This is a genomic window from Pseudomonas sp. WS 5051 (assembly GCF_012985715.1).
GTDB classification, from domain to species: domain Bacteria; phylum Pseudomonadota; class Gammaproteobacteria; order Pseudomonadales; family Pseudomonadaceae; genus Aquipseudomonas; species Aquipseudomonas bubulae.
Window position 1 is genome coordinate 62,027 of sequence record NZ_JAAQWV010000008.1, and the last position, 20,079, is coordinate 82,105.

General features: G+C 58.9%; 20 protein-coding genes. 10 read left to right on the plus strand and 10 right to left on the minus strand.

What is annotated here, in order from left to right; all coding sequences use genetic code 11:
• Positions 1-42: 42 nt before the first annotated feature.
• Positions 43-1,095 (minus strand): Glu/Leu/Phe/Val dehydrogenase dimerization domain-containing protein, encoded by a 1,053-nt coding sequence (locus HBN79_RS14780; RefSeq protein WP_169916847.1) that lies wholly within the window; start codon positions 1,093-1,095, stop codon positions 43-45.
• A gap of 170 nt (positions 1,096-1,265) precedes the next feature.
• On the opposite strand from HBN79_RS14780, the gene HBN79_RS14785 reads away from it, so the two are divergent.
• The 3 genes from HBN79_RS14785 to HBN79_RS14795 all read left to right on the plus strand — a co-directional run bounded on the left by HBN79_RS14785 (position 1,266) and on the right by HBN79_RS14795 (position 4,904).
• The gene (locus HBN79_RS14785) at positions 1,266-1,733 is read left to right on the plus strand and encodes an Lrp/AsnC family transcriptional regulator (protein WP_095001684.1); all 468 of its coding nucleotides are present in this window, start codon (positions 1,266-1,268) and stop codon (positions 1,731-1,733) included.
• A 535-nt stretch (positions 1,734-2,268) separates the two neighbouring features.
• Positions 2,269-3,420: a M14-type cytosolic carboxypeptidase gene (locus HBN79_RS14790; RefSeq protein WP_095038679.1), complete on the plus strand. Its 1,152-nt coding sequence runs from the start codon at positions 2,269-2,271 to the stop codon at positions 3,418-3,420.
• 173 nt (positions 3,421-3,593) lie between these two features.
• Positions 3,594-4,904, plus strand: a complete 1,311-nt coding sequence (locus tag HBN79_RS14795; RefSeq protein ID WP_169916848.1) for a protein kinase — start codon at positions 3,594-3,596, stop codon at positions 4,902-4,904.
• A 56-nt stretch (positions 4,905-4,960) separates the two neighbouring features.
• On the opposite strand, the gene HBN79_RS14800 is transcribed toward HBN79_RS14795, so the two are convergent.
• The 3 genes from HBN79_RS14800 to HBN79_RS14810 all read right to left on the minus strand — a co-directional run bounded on the left by HBN79_RS14800 (position 4,961) and on the right by HBN79_RS14810 (position 8,505).
• The gene (locus HBN79_RS14800; protein ID WP_016782338.1) at positions 4,961-5,665 is read right to left on the minus strand and encodes a YebC/PmpR family DNA-binding transcriptional regulator; all 705 of its coding nucleotides are present in this window, start codon (positions 5,663-5,665) and stop codon (positions 4,961-4,963) included.
• Between the two features lie 107 nt (positions 5,666-5,772).
• Entirely contained in the window at positions 5,773-7,164 is a 1,392-nt protein-coding gene (locus HBN79_RS14805; RefSeq protein ID WP_095020899.1) for an FAD-dependent oxidoreductase, read from the minus strand.
• 15 nt (positions 7,165-7,179) lie between these two features.
• Positions 7,180-8,505, minus strand: coding sequence for an MFS transporter (locus HBN79_RS14810; RefSeq protein WP_095038678.1), 1,326 nt, complete (start codon positions 8,503-8,505; stop codon positions 7,180-7,182).
• A 291-nt stretch (positions 8,506-8,796) separates the two neighbouring features.
• Between HBN79_RS14810 and HBN79_RS14815 the strand changes: the two genes are divergently transcribed.
• The gene (locus HBN79_RS14815) at positions 8,797-9,666 is read left to right on the plus strand and encodes a LysR substrate-binding domain-containing protein (RefSeq protein ID WP_095001689.1); all 870 of its coding nucleotides are present in this window, start codon (positions 8,797-8,799) and stop codon (positions 9,664-9,666) included.
• A gap of 44 nt (positions 9,667-9,710) precedes the next feature.
• On the opposite strand, the gene HBN79_RS14820 is transcribed toward HBN79_RS14815, so the two are convergent.
• Positions 9,711-10,568, minus strand: coding sequence for a LysR substrate-binding domain-containing protein (locus tag HBN79_RS14820; protein ID WP_095038677.1), 858 nt, complete (start codon positions 10,566-10,568; stop codon positions 9,711-9,713).
• A 113-nt stretch (positions 10,569-10,681) separates the two neighbouring features.
• Between HBN79_RS14820 and HBN79_RS14825 the strand changes: the two genes are divergently transcribed.
• Both HBN79_RS14825 and phnX read left to right on the plus strand, forming a co-directional pair.
• Positions 10,682-11,791, plus strand: a complete 1,110-nt coding sequence (locus HBN79_RS14825; protein ID WP_095001691.1) for a 2-aminoethylphosphonate--pyruvate transaminase — start codon at positions 10,682-10,684, stop codon at positions 11,789-11,791.
• 72 nt (positions 11,792-11,863) lie between these two features.
• The gene (gene phnX / locus HBN79_RS14830; protein WP_095001692.1) at positions 11,864-12,691 is read left to right on the plus strand and encodes a phosphonoacetaldehyde hydrolase; all 828 of its coding nucleotides are present in this window, start codon (positions 11,864-11,866) and stop codon (positions 12,689-12,691) included.
• Between the two features lie 63 nt (positions 12,692-12,754).
• Here phnX and HBN79_RS14835 read toward each other — a convergent pair whose 3' ends face one another.
• Entirely contained in the window at positions 12,755-13,303 is a 549-nt protein-coding gene (locus HBN79_RS14835) for an NAD(P)H-dependent oxidoreductase (protein ID WP_095001693.1), read from the minus strand.
• Positions 13,304-13,499: 196 nt separating this feature from the next.
• On the opposite strand from HBN79_RS14835, the gene HBN79_RS14840 reads away from it, so the two are divergent.
• Together HBN79_RS14840 and HBN79_RS14845 are read left to right on the plus strand one after the other, a co-directional pair.
• The gene (locus HBN79_RS14840) at positions 13,500-13,721 is read left to right on the plus strand and encodes a hypothetical protein (RefSeq protein WP_095001694.1); all 222 of its coding nucleotides are present in this window, start codon (positions 13,500-13,502) and stop codon (positions 13,719-13,721) included.
• A gap of 171 nt (positions 13,722-13,892) precedes the next feature.
• Entirely contained in the window at positions 13,893-14,804 is a 912-nt protein-coding gene (locus tag HBN79_RS14845; RefSeq protein WP_169916849.1) for a LysR substrate-binding domain-containing protein, read from the plus strand.
• A gap of 53 nt (positions 14,805-14,857) precedes the next feature.
• On the opposite strand, the gene HBN79_RS14850 is transcribed toward HBN79_RS14845, so the two are convergent.
• The 4 genes from HBN79_RS14850 to HBN79_RS14865 all read right to left on the minus strand — a co-directional run bounded on the left by HBN79_RS14850 (position 14,858) and on the right by HBN79_RS14865 (position 17,549).
• Positions 14,858-15,433: a GNAT family N-acetyltransferase gene (locus HBN79_RS14850; protein WP_095019315.1), complete on the minus strand. Its 576-nt coding sequence runs from the start codon at positions 15,431-15,433 to the stop codon at positions 14,858-14,860.
• A 67-nt stretch (positions 15,434-15,500) separates the two neighbouring features.
• Entirely contained in the window at positions 15,501-16,259 is a 759-nt protein-coding gene (gene dnaQ, locus HBN79_RS14855) for a DNA polymerase III subunit epsilon (RefSeq protein WP_095001697.1), read from the minus strand.
• The gene (gene rnhA / locus HBN79_RS14860; protein ID WP_095001698.1) at positions 16,252-16,704 is read right to left on the minus strand and encodes a ribonuclease HI; all 453 of its coding nucleotides are present in this window, start codon (positions 16,702-16,704) and stop codon (positions 16,252-16,254) included. The genes dnaQ and rnhA overlap by 8 nt, the downstream gene beginning before the upstream one ends.
• Before the next feature lie 86 nt (positions 16,705-16,790).
• Positions 16,791-17,549, minus strand: coding sequence for a class I SAM-dependent methyltransferase (locus HBN79_RS14865; protein ID WP_095001699.1), 759 nt, complete (start codon positions 17,547-17,549; stop codon positions 16,791-16,793).
• Positions 17,550-17,658: 109 nt separating this feature from the next.
• Between HBN79_RS14865 and gloB the strand changes: the two genes are divergently transcribed.
• Both gloB and HBN79_RS14875 read left to right on the plus strand, forming a co-directional pair.
• Positions 17,659-18,438, plus strand: a complete 780-nt coding sequence (gene gloB / locus HBN79_RS14870) for a hydroxyacylglutathione hydrolase (RefSeq protein WP_095025492.1) — start codon at positions 17,659-17,661, stop codon at positions 18,436-18,438.
• Between the two features lie 97 nt (positions 18,439-18,535).
• A complete protein-coding gene (locus HBN79_RS14875) occupies positions 18,536-19,936 on the plus strand; it encodes a lytic transglycosylase domain-containing protein (RefSeq protein WP_095001701.1) in 1,401 nt (466 codons plus the stop codon).
• Positions 19,937-20,079: the final 143 nt, after the last annotated feature.

Below are 20,079 nucleotides of genomic sequence, written 5' to 3' on the forward strand. Positions count from 1 at the left end.
AAAGGCGCTGATTGCCTGCTGCGGGCACCAGCGCCCTGGCTATCACGCGTTCAGACGCTCCTGGGCGAGGCTGTCGGCAATGCGCGTGGTGTTCATGTCCTGCGCTTTAGCCCTTAGAAAGATCTGACGCAACGTCTCGCAAATGCCTTCAACGTGCTGGCGAACCTGCTCAGGCGTGCCACCGTTGTACTCGTAAGACACGTCAATAATGCCGCCCGCATTGATTGCGTAATCCGGTGCGTGCAAGCAACCCCGACGCCACAGTTCATCGGCATGGGAAGCCTTGGCCAATTGATTGTTGGCCGCACCGGCAATCACCGGTGCACGCAGTACCTGCAAGGTTTCATCGTTGATGATGGCACCCATGGCACAGGGCGAGAACACGTCGACATCGAGCCCGTAAATATCCAGTGCACTGACCGCATGGGCACCGAGTTCGTCGACAGCACGGCGCACATTGGCCTCCTGGATATCGTGAACCCACAGCTCGGCGCCCGCCTCCTTCAGGTGCCGGGCCAGGTTGTATCCCACCTGACCCAGCCCTTGAACGGCCACCCGCAGGCCCGTCAGGTCGTGGCGCCCCAAACGCTGCAACACTGCCTCACGCAGGCCAATAAAGACCCCTAGGGCGGTAGCCGGAGACGGGTCACCACTGCGCGTGCCACCGCCCAGTTGTTCGCGGGTGCCAGCACCCACCACGTGGCGGGTGCGCTGGCCCATGAGGGCCATTTCAGCAACCCCGGTGCCGGAGTCCGCCGCCGTGATGTAGCGTCCGCCCATGCTCTCGACAAAACCACCCATTGCCTGAAACAGCGCCTCGCTCTTGTCTTTGCGCGGGTCACCAATGATCACCGCCTTGCCGCCACCCAATGGCAACCCGGCCAGCGCCGACTTGTACGTCATGCCACGGGACAGGCGCAGCACATCGTTCAAGGCTTGCTGCTCGTCGGCATAGGGCCACATGCGGCAACCGCCCAGGGCTGGCCCCAGGCGCGTGTTGTGCACCGCAATAATGGCCTTGAGGCCCGTGGCCTTGTCATGACAGAACTGGACGTGTTCGTGGTGATCGAATTCGGGGTGGGTAAAAATCGGCATTGCGTTCTCTCTCTTGTTTTTAGCCAGAATGCGAGCCAGACCTTAAAGTCAGTCTGTGACCCGTGGCAAAAGAGTGAGGGTTTTACCTAGGATTTTTCTTTCTAAATTGCAGGAATTGTTCTGCTAATCTGCATGCATCATTCAAAAACAATAAGAAAACAGATCAATTCATGCAGATAAAGTTAAGCGCCATCGACCGCAAGATCCTTCGCCTGCTCCAGCACAATGCCGACCTGTCTGCCGCCGAGGTGGCGGAACGTGTGGAATTGTCGCAATCACCCTGCTGGCGGCGTATCCACCGTCTGCAAGAGGAAGGGCTGATCGAGCGCAAGGTCGCCCTGCTCAACCCGAAAAAACTCGGCCTCAATGTAGTGGTGTTCGTCAATGTGCGGCTGTCGGGCCACGGCCGTCGCCATCTGACCGAGTTTGAAGAGGCGATTACCGATTATCCCGAAGTGATCGAGTGCTACACCATGGCCGGGGACATGGACTACCTGCTCAAGGTGGTCACCCACGATATCGACAGCTACGAACGTTTTTTGCGCGATCACTTGCTGCAGAAACCACACGTACAGGAAGCCCACTCCAATATCGCCATGAGTGAGGTCAAACGCACCACGGAACTGTTACTCGATTAGGTCTGCAGGCCGCTGGATAGAGCATTGGGCCGGGGAGCGAAAAATTAATTTCGGAAAAGCGCGGGAAATAGCTTGATTTGCAAATGATAATGATTATTATTGCATGCAGCTGGTCGCGAGATCAGTCGATAATTCAAGGGACCTTAGGTCGGTCTTTTGAATTACCTCCTCATCAGGCTAATCACGGTTATTTGACCCGGCTTCTGGCCGGGTCTTTTTTTTGCGGCCAGTTATCTGGCTCTGCGTGCTTCAGGCTAATGAAGTCTGGTGTGCAGCCATTTTCTTGGGTGGCCGTCACGATAGGGTGATGATAGCAAAAGAACATCGAGAAACGGAAGCCTGAAGTCTAGGACTATAGCCGTAATGGCAATCTAGCACTTGAGAATCAATCGCAAAAACCCTACAATTGCGATGCGTCAAGGATGACGCCCCCCTTCGCTATTTCCTTCTTCCTCCCGCCTAAAATTCTGTATTGGCCTATCGCCATAGCACGGTACAGTAACGTCCACAATTATCAGATTTCGGGATTTGGACGATGACCGTGGCGCCCTCTTCACTTCATATCAGCAGCGACTTCGACAGCGGCAATATCCAGGTGCTGGATACCAGCAACCCGTTGCAGGTAAAACTTGCCATCAAGCCGGACACCAAGAGCCCGCATTTTCAGTGGTTCCATTTCAAGGTCGATGGCCTGACACCCGGTCACACCCACCATTTCCAATTGAGCAACGCCAGCCAGTCTTCCTACAATAAAGCGTGGGATGGCTACCAGGCAGTGGCGTCTTACGATCAGGAAAACTGGTTCAGGGTACCGAGCGATTTCGACGGCACATCCCTGAATATTCATTTTGCAGCCGAGCAACCTCAGGCCTGGTTTGCCTACTTCGAACCCTACAGCCGCGCACGTCATGATCAGTTGATCAAAAATGCCCTGCAGTGGTCAGGTTGCGAGCTGCTGGCCACCGGCAAGAGCGTTGAAGGTCGCGACATCCAGTTGTTGCGCAAAGGTAGCGGCGCCAGCCACAAGCGCAAGATCTGGATCATCGCCCAGCAACATCCCGGCGAACATATGGCCGAATGGTTTATGGAAGGCCTGTTGGAGCGTCTGGAGCAAGGCAGCGACCCGCAAATGCGCAAGCTGCTGGACTACGCGGATCTTTACCTGATTCCCAACATGAACCCTGATGGCGCCTTCCACGGGCACCTGCGGACCAATGCCAACGGTCAGGACCTGAACCGCGCCTGGCAAAACACCAGCCCGCAGGTCAGCCCCGAAGTGTTTTTTGCCCTGGAGCAGATGAGCCAGTACGGCGTCGATCTCTTCCTGGATATCCACGGCGACGAAGAAATCCCCTACGTGTTTACCGCAGGCTGCGAAGGTAACCCGGGCTACACCCAGCGCCTGGCAACTCTGGAAGAACGCTTTCGCACGCACCTCAGCGCCCTGACCAAAGATTTCCAGACCACCCACGGCTACACCCGCGACGAACCCGGGCAAGCCAATATGACCCTGGCCTGCAACAGCGTTGGCCATCGCTTCGACTGCCTGTCGCTGACCCTGGAGATGCCGTTCAAGGACAACAACGATGCGCCGGACCCGCAGACCGGCTGGGATGGCAAGCGTTCTAAGCAATTGGCCAAGGACGTGCTGACCACCCTTTCGACGATGGTCAGAGAGCTGCGTTAAAAGCTGCATAAGCAGTACCGGGCCCGACCAAGGGCCCTTTACCGCTGACTGGCCAGAGCCCAGGAGCATCACGTTTTGCGCTCATAACCCGCCGACAAATCCTCGGCCCCAAGCCGATAAATCGCTATCATGCGCGACACTTTTTGTCCTGCTTACGAGTCCCGACCCTGCATATGGATACCCTCGCTAAACTGCGCGCTGGCCAACTGGCGGGCCTCAAACGTCTTGATCTGTCGTGCGGGCTGACCGAGTTTCCGGCCGAGATATTCCAGTTGGCCGACACCCTGGAAATCCTCAACCTCAGCGGCAACGCCCTGAGCAGCCTGCCCGCTGACCTGCATCGCCTGACCCGGTTACGCATCCTGTTTTGCTCGGACAATCAATTCACCGAGCTGCCGGTTTGTCTTGGGCAGTGTGCGCAATTGAGCATGATTGGTTTCAAGGCCAACCGGATCGCCAACGTACCCGGTGCGGCACTGCCTCCTTTACTGCGCTGGCTGATCCTGACCGACAATTGCATCGAGCAACTGCCCGAAGAGCTGGGCCAGCGGCCACTGCTGCAAAAGCTGATGCTGGCCGGTAACCGCTTGCAGCAACTGCCCGCCAGTCTGGCCAAGTGCGAGCGCCTGGAGCTGATCCGCCTGGCTGCCAACCAGTTCAGCGAACTGCCCGACACCCTGCTGGCCTTGCCGGGCCTGAGCTGGCTGGCGTATGCCGGCAACCCGCTGCTTGAAGATGCCAGCACCCGGCACCAGCCCGACACCACGCCAAATATTGACTGGTCGCAGCTCGAGCTTGAGCAAAAGCTGGGCGAAGGCGCCTCCGGGATCATTTATCAGGCGCAGTGGCGCGCACCGGGGCAATCCCTGCAACCGGTGGCGGTCAAACTGTACAAGGGCAGCATCACCAGTGATGGCTCGCCGCTCAATGAAATGAATGCCTGCATCGCGGCAGGCCAGCATCCAAACCTGATCAAGGTACTGGGCCGCGTCACGGGTCATCCCGACGATCAGGCCGCATTGGTGATGGAACTGATCGACCCGTCCTTTATCAATCTCGCGGCCCTGCCCAGCTTCGACACCTGTAGCCGCGACCTGTATGCCGACAGCACCCGTTTCACCCGCGACAGCGCCTTGCGCATTGCCCGCGGTATTGCCTCGGCGGCCGGCCACCTGCACGCGCAGGGCATCTGCCATGGCGACTTGTACGCGCACAATATTTTATTCAATGCCCGGGGTGACTGCCTGCTGGGCGATTTCGGTGCCGCGTGCTTCCATGCCCTGGACGACAGCCCGCAAAGCCGGGCGCTGCAACGCATCGAAGTGCGAGCGTTCGGGATTTTACTGGGCGAGTTGCTGGAGCGGATCGACTCGGGCTTGAGCGATCAACAGCGCATTGAGCTGCAAGGGTTGCAACAGCGCTGTATTCAGCCAGAGGTACTGGCACGGCCGGGATTTGCCGAGGTTATACGGGCATTACAGTAAGTCCTGTAGCAGCTGCCTTCGTTCCTCGGCAGCTGCTACGGGATAGGCTCGATGGCTTACGCCAACGCTACAAACATGTCCTGCACGTCGTCCTGCTCTTCCAGCTTGGCCAGAAACTCTTGTACTTCGGCCATTTGCTCGTCCGTCAAACCGCTTACCGGGTTTTTCGGCTGGTAGCCCAGCTTGGCTGAAACCACGGTAAAACCTTGCTCGGGCAATGCTTTCTGTACAGCGTCGAGGTCAGTCGGCTCGGTGATGAACAAGGTCGTGCCTTCTTCTTCGCCTTCTTCGAAATCCTGGGCACCGGCTTCAATCGCGGCCATTTCAGGGTCTGCGTCCGGGGTATCAGGCTTGGCCTCGATCATGCCGACATGATTGAAGTCCCACGCCACCGACCCTGAAGCGCCCAGTTGGCCCTTGCGGAAGGCCACGCGGATTTCAGCGACGGTACGGTTGATGTTGTCCGTCAGGCACTCAATGATCAGCGGCACCTGGTGGGGAGCGAAACCCTCGTAGGTAACGCGGTGGTATTGCACGGCCTCGGTGCCGATACCGGCGCCCTTGTTGATCGCGCGCTTGATGGTGTCAGCCGGCATCGAGGCTTTTTTGGCCTGCTCATAGACCAGACGCAAGTGCGAGTTCATGTCCGGGTCGGCGCCGTTGCGCGCAGCAACCGTCAATTCCTTGGCCAGCTTGCCAAAAATCTTGCCGCGGCTGTTGGCGGCGTCCGCTTTATGTTTAACCTTCCACTGTGCGCCCATTACTCACTCTCTCAATCTGGTGTGTCGCAGCCTGTCGGCCGTCGAATGGGCGCAAGTTTATACGGCAAGAAGTCGGCAATCGACCAAAAAATCCAATTGATACCTGCTTAACCCTTGTCAGCCTTGCCCGCCGCCGCAGCAAATCTGGCCAGGCGCACATCCAGATGCCGAGGCCGGCGACCATGATCTTCGGCCCGTTCCTTGCGCCGAATGGCGTTGCGCACCATCAGCGACCCCAGGTAACGAATGGGTTCGGGCGGGAAATACCCCAACGGTCCGTTGACCAGCGGCGAGCGGGTCCAGTCATTGGCCAGCCCCAACACCAGCGAGGCGAGAATCTGCCCGCCCATATGGCAAGGCCCCACGCCGCTGCCCGAATAACCAAAGCCATAAAACACATTGCCGTGGCTGCTCATCTGACCAAAAAACGGCAAACCGGTGACAGAGCGGTCTGAAGGACCATTCCATGTCGCCTCGATCCCAACCCCGGCAAACGCCGGAAAGAACTGCTCCAGGCTTTTGCCCAGCAGCCCGGCGTAGGGCGACGGCTGATCGAACACAGGCAGCATGCGCCCACCGTAGGCAAAGGTATTGCCACCCTTGCCCAACATGATTCGTCCGTCCGGGGTGTTGTGGTAGTAGTGCACGAATATTCTCGAATCGAGCACGGTGACACCACTGGTCAGGCCGATGTCCTGCAGCAGGTCCGGGCGCGGTTCCGTGATCAGCATATCGCTGGAGACAATCGCCACACTGCGCTCGAACTGCGGGAATGCCCGGGCCATCCAGGCATTCATCGCGAGCACCACGCGGTCAGCACGAATGCTTCCGCCAGGCGTGCGGATCAGCGCCGGCGCGCCCTCTTCCAGCCCGGTCATTGGCGTGTTTTCGTGGATTTTAACCCCCAACTGCAAGGCCACCCGACGCAAACCACGCACCAGTTTGCCAGGCTGTACGCTGGCAGCAGCGGGAGAAAACCAGCCCTCCAAATGCTGGGCAGAACCGGCCCGGCGCTGCACGTCATCAACCGCCAGCTTGCTGAACGAGTTGATGGCCTGGCGCTCCAGCGCAGCAATCACGCCATCCGTCGATCCGATCTGGGCCTGATTGGTCGCGGTGTATAACGTGCCATCGAGGCGGTAATCAGCCTCCACACCATAGCGCTCACAAAATGCACCGATTGCGTAAATGCTCTGTTCCGAGGCTTTGACCAGCCGCACGGCCTCCTCCACCCCGAACAACCGCTCAAGGGTGAAATACTTGGCCGACCATGACAGCGCACAGCCACCGTTGCGCCCGCTGGCACCTGCGCCGCATATATCGGCTTCAATCAGCACCACATCCAGTTCAGGGCTTTGCTCCTTGAGCATGATCGCCGTCCATAACCCGGTATAACCGCCCCCCACAATGCACACCTGGGCACGGGTTTCACCCGCCAGCGCCTCGCAGGGTGCTTCATTTTCCAGGGCCAGTGCCTGTTCCAGCCAAAAAGGTCGCATGGGTCATTCTCCTGCTCAGGTGCGTAAAGGCTTGATCAGCAATGGATGATTGGGCACAAACGGGCACGCGGCTTTGAGCCCCGCAGGTCGGCTGTTCCAGTGCGGAATCAGCACCAGCGAGGAAAACAGCGCGCAGCAGGCAAATACGATAAACACCGTGACCGTGTCGAAATAACCGGGCAGCAGGCCGCCCAGAATCGCCCCGACCGAGCCGCAGCCATTGACGAACCCCGCCGCCGTGGCTCCGGCCTTGGCGGTGCCGAAATCAATGGCTGCAGCGCCGCTGATCATGGAGTCAGGCCCATACAGAGTCAGGCCCATGACAAACAGCAAGGCCACCACCAGCACCACGCTGCCGGAATGCAGTGCACCCATGAAAAACGCCAGGGAAACGGTCAGCGCCAACAGGCTCAAAATGCAGGCGGGCATGCGCCGGGCACCGAACAGCTTGTCGGAGGCCAGGCCGATCATGATCGGCCCCAGCAAGCCCGCCAACTCAAAGGCCGTAGGAATAATCGCGGCGCCGACCTTGCCCACTTGCGGCATTTGCTCGAACACAATCACCGGCCCCCACAGCAGAATCGCGTAGCGTGCCGGCTTGAGCATGAAGTACGCCAGACCCAGGGTCAGCACCGTGCGATTGCGCATGATCTCGCGCAAGGGTGCCCAAACGCTGATGCGCTTTTCGGCAGCGATTTCATCGGCGCTCATTGGCGGCTCGGGCTCAACCGCCGGCAGGCCGACATCTTGCGGCGTATTGCGCTGGAAGATAAAGAACAGCACCGCCACCAGCGCCACCACCGCCGCGCTGGAAATAAACGCCGCATGCCAGCTGCCGATCAGCGTATACGCCCACCACCCGGCAAAGGGTGAGGCCACCAGCCCGCCAAAGGCGTAGCACGAACTCCACAGCCCCAGCACCCGCCCACGTTGCTGGGCGGGGAAAAAGCTGCCGATGTTTTTGCACAGCCCCGACCAGCCGGTGGATTGCGCCAGGCCCTGAACCAGCATGCAGGTGGCAAAGATCGGCAAGGTGGCGTAAGTGCCCATCACCAACGCCGCCAGTGCAGAGATGATCAAGCCGCCCAGCACCACAACCCGTGGGCCGAAGCGATCGGCGAGGATGCCCCAGGTAAATTGCCCTACGGCGTAGGCTGCCAGATAGATGGCATCGAGGTTGGCCATTGCCATCTTGTCCAGATGAAAGCCGGGGTCATCAGCAATCCCCAGTTTGGCCACGGAAAAGGCTTTGCGAGTGAAGTAAAAGGCCGCGTAGGCCAGCCAGGTGATGGCAAAAATCTGCACGCGCCAGCGCTTGATGGTGGCAAAGGAGTTGTTCATGTCGGGTCTGACCTCAGAGGTGGAATGTGCCGGCAGAATCAGAAGAGAACGCCTGTTTTTTTATTGTGTTGAGCACTTCAATACCGCCCTTCAGACAAGAGCCGTATTTGACAGACACACCCTGAACGGCCCGTTTTTTGTTGGAGTTAGGGGCTGCACATCAGTGTGTCGCGACCCACCGTTATCGAGGACATAACGCCGGGCTGAGGTCGATCAAAGCAATTACTGACTAATAGGTAAAATCGATTTATCGTATTTCACTCATAAGCTCAGCTTGTAAGAGGTTTTTCAATGTCAGTTTCCCATGCGCAGTTGAAGGCCTTTCATGCCGTCGCCGTTCACGGCAGTTTCACACGGGCTGCCGAACGTCTGTTTTTAAGCCAGCCGGCCATCTCCGATCAGGTCAGAAAACTTGAAGAACGCTTCGGGGTGTTGCTGTTCCACCGCAACAAGCGCTCGGTGCGCCTTACCGACCTGGGTGAGCGGTTGCTGAGCATCACCCAGCGCCTGTTCGGGGTACAGGCCGAGGCCCAGGAGTTACTGCAGGACTCCCAGGCCCTGCAAACCGGGAGCCTGATCCTGGCCGTGGACGCCCCTGTTCATGTGTTGCCGCAAATCGCCCGCTTTTGCCAGCGCTACCCCGGGATCACGGTAAAAATCGAAACAGGCAACACCGACGAATGTCTGGCGCGGCTGTTCAACTACCAGGCAGACCTGGCCCTGCTGGGGCGCGATGTGAATGATGACCGGCTGCTGAGCGTGCCCTTGCGCAGCGACCCGATGGTGGCGTTTGTAGCACGCACGCACCCTTGGGCAAGCCGCCGTTCGATCTGCCTGGCCGACCTGGATGACACACCGCTGGTATTGCGCGAAGTCGGTTCGGTAACCCGGCAAACCCTGGAAGAAGAAATGAGCCAGGCCGGCCTGCGCATCCGCGCCGCGATCCAGGTAGAGGGTCGTGAAGCGGCGCGTGAAGCAGTGGTGGTCGGGATTGGCGTGGGGGTGGTGTCGGCGGCGGAGTTTGGCTCGGACTCCCGGGTGTGCGCCCTGCCCATCATCGACTGCAAAAGGCGCCTGACCGAAACCCTGGTGTGCCTGCAGGAGCAGAGCTCACGGCGGGTAGTGGCAACGTTTCTGGAGATTGTGCGGGCAGACCTGTAACACACCATTCGTAGCAGCTGCTACGCGTGTTATCCCCGCACAAATCACACCGCCAGCTCCATAAACGCCTTGATCAATCGCAACTCGGCCCGCCGTTCCATGCAGCCGAGCATATGCAGGTTGACCAGCCCCGCGCCGTTGATCGGCACCGCACGCACGCGGGGGTCATGACTGACTTCCACCGACGACACAATGCCCACACCCAACTGCGCAGCGACGGCTTCGGTCACCGCCTCCCGGCTGTCCAGTTCCAGTAATACCCGTGGATTGACTCCAGCCTGCTCACAGGCATTGTCGAAAGTGCGACGGGTAATCGAGGTTGGTTCACGCAGCACCATGATCACCTGATCCAGTTGCCCGATCGCGATGCCATCAGGCAAGGCCAGCCACGGGTGGTTGGCGGGAACCAGCGCACAAATCCGTGACTCGTTAAGCGCACGCAAGGCCAGGCCCTTGCGCGGCTCCACTTCGGTCAGCACCGCCACATCGGCATGCTCCGACAGCAACGCCGCCAGGGTTTCCTGAGCGTTGCCCAGGCGCAAATTCACGGTAACCCCCGGATAACATGCGCGCAGGCTTGCCAGCATGGGCATCACCAGATGCGGACCATCGGCCGCCACCTCAAGTCGCCCGGTGAGCAACTGGCGGTTGGCCTCCAGCATGACCTGCGCTTCATCCACCAAACCGAACATGGCCCGGGTGATGGCCGCCAGCTTGGTGCCTTCTTCAGTCAACTCCACCCGCCGCGCCGTACGCCGCAGCAAGGTGATCTGATAGTGCTCCTCAAGCGCCTTGATATGCCCGGTCACCGCCGGCTGGCTGATAAACAGCCGGGCCGCAGCCCGGGTAAAACTGCCCTCGCGGGCCACGGCATCAAACGCACGGAGCTGGAATAAATTCATTTATAAGCCTCACTGATGGCAGGCATAACAACAAACAATTTGATTGATATCAACACAAACTGCAATTTATGTCCTGTACCAAGTAGCCATCCCATGCTTGTGAGGAATTCAGAATGAGTACTGCCGCGCCGATCCTGCTGACCCCTGGCCCACTGACCACCTCGGCGCGTACCCGCCAGGCGATGATGGTTGACTGGGGCTCATGGGATGACAGCTTCAACCAGCTGACTGCCAGCCTGTGCCAGCAACTGCTGGCCATTATCAACGGCGCCGACAGCCATCACTGCGTGCCCCTGCAAGGCAGCGGCACCTTTGCCGTCGAAGCCGCCATCGGCACCCTGGTACCACGGGATGGCAATGTACTGGTGCTGATCAACGGTGCGTACGGCAAACGCCTGGCGAAAATCTGCGAAGTGCTGGACCGTCGCTACAGCACCTTTGAAACCGCTGAAGACGAGCCCACCACGGCGGCAGACGTCGACCGCCTGCTGCATGCAGACCCGAGCATCACCCACGTGGCGTTGATCCACTGCGAAACCAGCACCGGCATCCTTAACCCGCTGCCCGACATTGCCGCAGTGATCGCTCAGCACGGCAAACGCCTGATCATCGATGCCATGAGTTCCTTCGGTGCCCTGCCGATCGATGCCCGGCAAGTCCCTTTTGATGCATTGATCGCTGCCTCCGGCAAATGCCTCGAAGGTGTGCCCGGCATGGGCTTTGTATTCGCCCGCAAAGAAGCCCTGGGCAATGCCGCCGGTAACAGCCATTCACTGGCAATGGACCTGCACGATCAGCACGTTTACATGAGCAAAACCGGACAATGGCGCTTTACCCCGCCGACCCATGTGGTAGCCGCCCTGCACGAGGCACTGCTGCAATACAACGAAGAAGGCGGCTTGCCTGCCCGCCATCAGCGTTACGCCAACAACTGCCAGGCCCTGCTCGACGGCATGGCCAAACTGGGCATTAGCAGTTTTCTGCCCGAGGCTATCCAGGCGCCGATTATCGTCACCTTCCATGCGCCAAAAGACCCCCGCTATCAGTTCAAGGAGTTCTACGAGCGGGTCAAGGCCAAGGGTTTCATCCTGTATCCGGGCAAATTGACCCAGGTTGAGACTTTTCGTGTGGGCTGCATCGGCCACGTCAATCAGGCCGAGATGCAGGCAGCCGTAGACGCCATAGGCCAGGTGCTGCAGGAAATGGAAGTCTTCGATATTTGATGGTGCAGGAACAGGCTAGAACAACCCTATTTACTTCGTGCGGCACAGCCCGCTCTTACAGGATTAACAGACATGAACTACACCAACCCGAGCAAGCTGCAAGCCGCCATCCTCGACTGGGCCGGCACCGTGGTCGATTTCGGCTCGTTCGCCCCAACCCAGATTTTTGTCGAAGCCTTTGCCGAGTTTGACGTGCAGGTGTCCATCGAAGAAGCTCGCGGGCCGATGGGCATGGGCAAGTGGGACCACATTCGTACCCTGTGTGATCAGCCGCAGATAACCGAGCGCTATAAAAAAGTGTTTGGCCGTGCACCGACCGACGATGACGTCACCGCGATTTATGAGCGCTTTATGCCGCTGCAGATCGAAAAGATCGCCGAGCATTCGGCCCTGATTCCCGGCGCACTGGACACCATTGCCCAACTGCGTGAGCAAGGTATCAAGATCGGCTCCTGCTCGGGCTACCCCGCGCAGGTCATGGCCAAAGTGGTTGAACTGGCCGCCACCAATGGCTATGTGGCCGACCACGTCGTGGCCACCGATGAAGTCCCTAACGGTCGCCCCTGGCCGGCCCAGGCACTGGCCAACGTGATCGCGCTGGGTATTGATGATGTGGGTGCCTGCGTCAAGATCGACGACACCGTACCGGGCATTCTTGAAGGTCGCCGCGCCGGCATGTGGACCGTGGCGCTGGTGTGCTCGGGCAACGCCCTGGGCCTGACCTGGGAACAATACAAGGCACTGGCCCCGGCAACCCTGGACAGCGAACGCAACCGCATTCACGCCCTGTTCGCCGGCTCTCGCCCCCACTATCTGATCGACACCATCAGCGACCTGCCCGCAGTGATTAGCGATATCAACCAGCGCCTGGCCAAGGGCGAGATGCCGCAGAGCAGCTGATAGCTACAGGTTGATAGCTGCAAGCTGCAAGTTTCTGACTTGCGGCTTGCGACTGCTGTAGTCCTAGCGCTCTACCCACCCGGCAAACTGATCGATAAATTTCTGCAAAAACGGTCGGGTTTTATCCGACAGTTTACCGGATGCATCAAACGCATCACCGGCTCCTCCCAGATAGGCCTCAGGCTGCTGCATGCACGGCACATCGAGAAACACCAGCGACTGGCGCAAGTGATGGTTAGCCCCAAAGCCACCAATGGCCCCAGGCGAAACGCTGATCACCGCGCCCGGCTTGCCACTGAACACACTCTGCCCATAGGGTCGCGAACCGACATCAATGGCGTTTTTCAACACGCCTGGCACCGAGCGGTTGTACTCGGGGGTCACAAACAGGATGGCATCGGCCGGGCGGATCTGATCGCGAAAAACCGTGTATGGCGCAGGTGGCGACGCACCATCAATGTCTTCGTTGTAAAGCGCCAGCTCACCGATTTCGACAATAAACAGTTTCAGGCTTGGCGGAGCCAGCTCTGCCAGAGCCTGAGCCACTTTTCGATTGAGGGAATCCTTCCTCAAACTGCCAACCAACACTGCAACGCTGTAGACCTTGCTCATGGAAAACCCCGAGTCAGTAGCTGTAGGAAGAGTAGTTATAGATGATCGGACGGCTTTCTTGCACCCCAGTTCACCCTATCGGCCTGCAAGCCTGTAAAGTAGGGGGACTATTTTTTTCACATGGTTAAACTTCCCCTGCTGAACAACGGTCTACAGAACCGCAAATTGGGTGTTTATCTCCAGAGGTTCTCTACAAATGGCGGCAGTTCTCGTTGGACAATTTCATGCAAGAGATGCGGAAGGTCGCGTCTATTCCGTGCATGAGTTTGAAGATTCACAAGCAACCGGCGATCAACCCGTAATGACCTACAAACTGGCCATTGGCGATCGTGTCAAAAAGAACGATGACAACAACTTCGAGCTGGTGCAGTCGGGTGTCATCCTGGTTCGCGACCCGTCGCCCGTCGTCGCAGCCTGACCTGCCACTCAGGGCGTACAGGTTGAAGTCAAAGGATGAGAGACGGATCAGGCTTCGCAACGCTGAAACCTCATCTGCCGGGCACTGGTGTCCGGCCTCATGATTACGATCCTTTTTGACGACAACAGACGCCGTCAAAAAGGATCAGTATTTGCGAGACAGGACACCAGTATGCGTCTACGCCACATCGAAGTGATTCAAGCAATCTTGCAAACCGGCAACCTCGGCCATGCTGCCGAATTGCTGCAATTGCCCACGGCCACCCTCAACGCAACGCTGCAGGAAGCCGAACAGCAATTGGGCTTTATGCTGTTTGCCAGTATTCGCGGGAGGCTGCAAGCCACCCGCGACACCCTTGTGCTGCAACCCCTTATCAATCAGCTGTACCAGGCACTTGAGCCTCTGCGCCAGCTGGGCAACGAGCTGCGCCAGCATCAGGAACCGGCCTTGCGCATAGCCTGCAGCGAAACCCTGGCCCAACCGCTGCTGCCTCATTGCATAGGCGCCCTCAGACGGCGCTTTCCCGATACCCCGACAACCTTGAGCAGCCAGCCTTGCGCCGAAATTGTGCGCCGTCTGTTAATGGACGAATGCGATCTGGGCTTGAGCCTGCAGCAATCGGAGCAATCCGGGATCGAATCTCAGCCACTGGTTCAAGGCAAGGTGCAGTTTCTGGCGCCTCATGGCTGGTTGTCACCCAAGCACAAATACATCGCACTGCAAGAGCTGGCGGGACAGGCAATGATCGGCCTGCATCAGCACGACCCGTTGAGCCGCCTGCTCGACAGCAAGCTGCAAGCCTTGCGTCCGGCACCGGTGGTGCAGATTCAGGTGCAGAGTTACCAGATGATGCGCAACTTGGTCGAAGCGGGAGAAGGACTGGCGCTGGTCGACCCGTTCACGGCAGTGGGTGCCAGGGCAAGCGGGCTGGATGTGTGCCCGATCTCACCGGCGATCCCGGTGACGCTCTATGCGCTTACACGCAAAGGCACCCGGCACGGGCTGGCACTGGATGCCTTGCTGGAGATCGTGCGGCAAAAGGCCGAGGCATTGCTGGCGGATCAGGGCTTGGTGGTGCTTTAAAACACGATCCCTGTAGCAGCCGCCGAACGCAGCCTCGCAGAGCCCGACAACTGCTACAGATCCCTGCGCTCAAATATCAAATACCAGAAAATAGCCACTTCACGGGTCTGCGGGTCAATACCGCGATAGCGCAAATCATCGATGCCCCCTACCTGATAACCGCAACGCTCATACAACCGGCAGGCGCCCAGGTTGTTGTTCTGGGTCTCGAGCATGATCCCCGGCAGGTTTTTTTTATGGCTCCAGAACCTCACCACTTCCAGCAATGACCTGGCCACACCGTGGCGACGGGCGCCCGCGATAACGGCCAGTTCATCGACATGGGCAAAGCCGTTCCAGTGGGTGCTTACAACCACATGCCCCACGGGCTGGTTGTCCAGGTACGCCATAAAGATGTCGCTGCCCTTGCCACCGCGGTAGCTGGCGAACTCATCCGGGTCGATGCCGTAGCACTTGCGATAGGGCGTAATCAGCTCCAGCGGCCAGTGCTCGACCTTTTTATACCGGTCGGCACGGGCATAGGCACGAACTTCAAAGCTGAAATCGTTGCACCAGACATAGGGCGCAAAACCCTCGTCGGCCAGGCGTACCGAGACTTGAGGGTCTTGGGGGTTGATAACCAGATGCATGAAAAATCCTTCTTTCCTGTCGTCGACGCTGACAATAAGCGGCAGCGGCAGTCAGGTAGGCGCCAGGTTACTGCAGCGTCTGCCCTTTCGCGTCGAGGAGTTGCGCCCACAACGACGGGCCGCCAGCCGATTTGGCAATGGCTTCAAGTCGAGCCGCATGCTCGGTCAAGTCGCTTTCACTTGCACGAATAATCCGGCCCGGTTGACGGTCCGCCGACAGGCGGCGAATTTCGCTGGCCTGATTGCCCGACCCCTCACCCGAGCCATTACCGTCAGAAGCATTCCCGGCCAACGACAGGCTGGTCTGGCCACCGGTCATGGTCAGGTAAACGTCGGCCAGGATCTCGGAGTCGAGCAAGGCGCCGTGCAGCTCACGGCCCGAGTTGTCGACACCATAGCGTTTGCACAGCGCATCGAGGCTGTTGCGCTGGCCCGGGTGACGGGCCCGTGCCATGGCCAGGGTATCGAGGATGGTGCAGTGCTGAGTCAGGTCGGCGCGATCGGTCTGGCCGATCAGGGCAAACTCGTTGTTGAGGAAGCCCACGTCAAACGCAGCGTTATGAATAATCAGCTGTGCGCCCTTGATGAATTCGAAAAACTCATCGGCGACTTCAGCAAAACGCGGCTTGCCCACCAGGAATTCATTGGTAATGCCGTGGACGCCAATGGCGCCTTCGTCACTTTCACGGTCGGGTTGCAGATACACGTGAAAATGGCGACCGGTCAAACGGCGCCCCATCAACTCGACGCAACCGATCTCGATCACCCGGTGGCCGTCGGTGACCGGCATACCGGTGGTTTCGGTATCGAGTACAACACTACGCATGCTTGATTCCCCGTACCTGATCGACCCCACGATTGGCCAACTGGTCGGCGCGCTCGTTGCCGGGATGGCCGATGTGACCGCGTACCCACTGCCATTTCACGGTGTGACGACTGACCTGCTCATCGAGCAGCTTCCACAGGTCGGCATTTTTTACCGGCTCCTTGGAGGCGGTTTTCCAGCCGCGTTTTTTCCAGTTGACCATCCACTCGGTGATGCCTTTCATCACATACTGCGAGTCAGTCACCAGCAGCACCTCACACGGACGCTTGAGCTCTTCAAGCCCGCGAATGGCGGCCATCAGTTCCATGCGGTTGTTGGTGGTATTGGCCTCGCCACCCCAGAGCTCTTTCTCGACACCCTGGCAGATCAGCAAGGCACCCCAGCCACCCGGGCCAGGATTGCCCTTGCAGGCACCATCGGTGAACATTTCAACGCTATCAATCATTGCAAACTATCCAGGTAAGGCTGCTTATGGCCTGACCATCAGCAATGGCCAGCACCTGAGCCGGGCAAACCCGGCCCAACATAAATTTAGGAGTCTGTGTGGCGCCGATTGACCTTGGCCATCTGCAAGGGAATCAGCTTGCCCATCGGTTCCCGGCGCATCGGGTTGACAGGGCGCAAGCCCACCACCATTTTGCGAGCAACCAATACATAGAAGCCGCCACCTGCCAATTGCCAGCTACCGGCCTTGCGTTCCCAGCCGGACAAGCGGCTTTGCCACACTTTGGAAGCAAGCGGCGGACGATAGCACCCGAAGCGGCGTTTCTCCAGCGCAAAGCCCAGCAGGTTCAGCCAGTCGGCGACCCGTGAAGGTGAGATACAGCGTGCCTTGCGCAGGGCATCCTTGGCGAAGACATGGCGCAAGCCCCAGCTGCTCCAGGGGTTGATCCCGACAATCAGCAGGTGCCCGCCAGGGCGTACGCTGCTGGCCGCTTCGCGCAACAGACCGTGGGGCGACAGACAGAAATCCAGCCCGTGCTGCAGCACCACCACGTCGGCAGCGTGCTCGCACAATGGCCAGGCCTGTTCTTCGCAGATGATTTCAACACCCGGTAATGGCGCGCCCAGGCGTACGTTGCGCTGAACCTGCGGGGCCTTGGGCGGGGTGTCGGCAGCAGGGCCGTAATGCACCAGATAGCCGCCGAAAAAGCGCCCCAGCTCGTCCTCAAGCACGCGTTGCTCATCTTCGAGCAACAACTGCCCATGGGGGCCAGACAGCCACTCACGCGCCGAACTGATCAGTGCCAGCCACTCAGGATCAGCCTGAGCCAATGCTTTATCGGTCATTGCTCCTCCAACTCGCCCTTTATCTGTCGCAAGCCCTGACGACGCGACTCGCAATAAAACGTCAACAGCCCCTAAGATGCGCCATTGTTTCACACTTGGGAATTGCACCATGTTACAGATCGACGCCCTGCCCGCCTTCAACGACAACTACATCTGGTTGTTACAGGACACTACCCAAAAGCGCTGCGCCGTGGTCGACCCGGGTGATGCCGCGCCTGTTCTGGAGTGGCTGGCCAGGCGCCCGGACTGGGTCCTCAGCGACATTCTGATCACCCATCACCATTTCGATCATGTGGGCGGTGTCGCGCAACTTCACGCACACACTAACGCGAAGGTCTGGGGGCCGGCGCTTGAGACCATACCGGCCCGACAAGTGGCACTCAACGACGGCGACCGCATCGAGGTACTGGGCCTGGAGTTCCAGATCCTGCTGGTACCCGGCCATACGCTTGGGCATATCGCCTACTATCACCAAGACCCGACAGCGCCCCTGCTGTTCTGTGGCGACACCCTGTTCGCCGCGGGTTGCGGCCGACTGTTCGAGGGCACCCCGGAACAGATGCATCACTCCCTGACTCGCCTGGCCGCGCTGCCCGCCCACACCGGCGTGTACTGCACCCACGAATACACCTTGAGCAACCTGCGCTTCGCCCAGGCCGTGGAACCGAACAACCCGGATATTGCCGCGCGTGTAGCGCAAGTCACGCAGTGGCGGGCTGAAGGTCGTATCAGCTTGCCATCATCTATGGCACTGGAACTACGCACAAATCCCTTTCTGCGAGTCCACGAAACATCTGTTAAAGAAAAAGCTGACGAGTGGAACTCCCGCGACAACGACTCGCCCAGTGCGGTCTTTGCCAGCCTGCGCAGCTGGAAAGACAGGTTCTAAAACCGGCCGCGGTCAGAACAAAAATTCTCAACAGTTGACCGCGCCCCCCCTGCTTTCTAGAATCCCCCGACATTTTTTCCTGACTTTTTTCAAAACAATGTCGTCATTTAAAGGTAACTCCATCAATTCAGACGCATTGACGCGCATGGTCAAAGCCATTGCGGTGGCTGTCTGCGCCACGCTCGCGGGCTGCCAGTCCATGGATCATTCGGCGCAGACCACGGAGCGGGCCAGCCTTAAAATCGCCAAACGCATTCCCCAGGATCCACTCTGGCTCAGCCAGAAGCCCAGCCCCCTCCCCCCTCAAGATGTGTGGGAGCGCATGCGCCAGGGTTTCAAGTTGCAGGACGGCCAGAACGTCAACCCCCGAATTGAACAACAGCGCCTGTGGTTTGCGAGCAACCCGTCGTTTCTCGAGAATGCGGGCGAGCGCGGCAGCCTTTATATCCACTACATTGTAGAGCGCCTCGAAGAACGCAATATGCCGCTGGAACTGGCCCTGCTGCCAGCCATTGAAAGCGCCTACAACCCAATGGCGTATTCCCACGCAAATGCGGTCGGGCTCTGGCAGTTCATTCCGTCGACAGGCCGCTACTTCAACCTGCGTCAAACCCGTGCCTACGATGGTCGCCGTGACATTACCGCCTCGACGCTGGCAGCCCTGAACTACCTGAACCGTCTGCATGACATGTTCAACGGCGACTGGCTGCTGGCCCTGGCGGCCTACAACGCTGGCGAAGGTACCGTCAGCCGGGCCATCGAGCGCAACGAAAAGCTCGGCCTGCCGACCGACTACTGGAACCTGCCACTGCCGCAGGAAACCAAAGACTACGTGCCAAAACTGCTGGCCCTGTCACAAGTGGTTCTGGCCCCTGAAGCCTACGGCATCAACCTGAACCCGATCGCCAACGAACCCTACTTCGAAATGGTCGAGATCAAACAGTCCATGGACCTGTCCCGCGTGGCAGCCCTGGCCGAAATCGACGAAGACGAAATGTTCCAGCTCAATCCGGCCTACAAACAGCGCGCCACCACCGATGGCCCCCAGCATCTGCTGGTACCTACGGCCAAAGCCCAGCTGTTGACTGCCAGCCTGTCCAATCTCAGCTCCGACCAACTGGTCAGTCTGCGCCCCAACAAGCCGGTATTTGACAAGGTTGCAAGCACATCCCCAGCTCGCCTGAACCGCAAGTACCGGGTCAAGAGCGGCGACAACCTGACCCTGATTGCCAAGGCCAACAAGGTCAATGTCAAAGACTTGCAACACTGGAACAAGCTCAGCGGCAACAACCTCAAGGCCGGCCAGGTCCTGGTGATGCAGGACACACGCAAGCCCTCGGGCAAAAAGCCGACCCAATACAAGGTCCAGAAAGGCGACTCGCTGTATATGGTGGCCAAGCGTTTCAACGTTGAAATGCAGCATCTCAAGCGCTGGAATCCAAACAGCGCAAAAGCCCTCAAGCCGGGGCAAATGCTGACCGTTTCCAAACCCCGATAAGCACAGCGCTGACATCCCCCGCGGGCAAGCTGATTCCTACACAAAAGTAGGCCGCAGCTTGCCCGTCGTGCTTACCAGCGTGGCCTTTTTCCTACAGATACAAGCTGTTACTGTACGGAAACCTTAAGCCCAATGCCTGGATC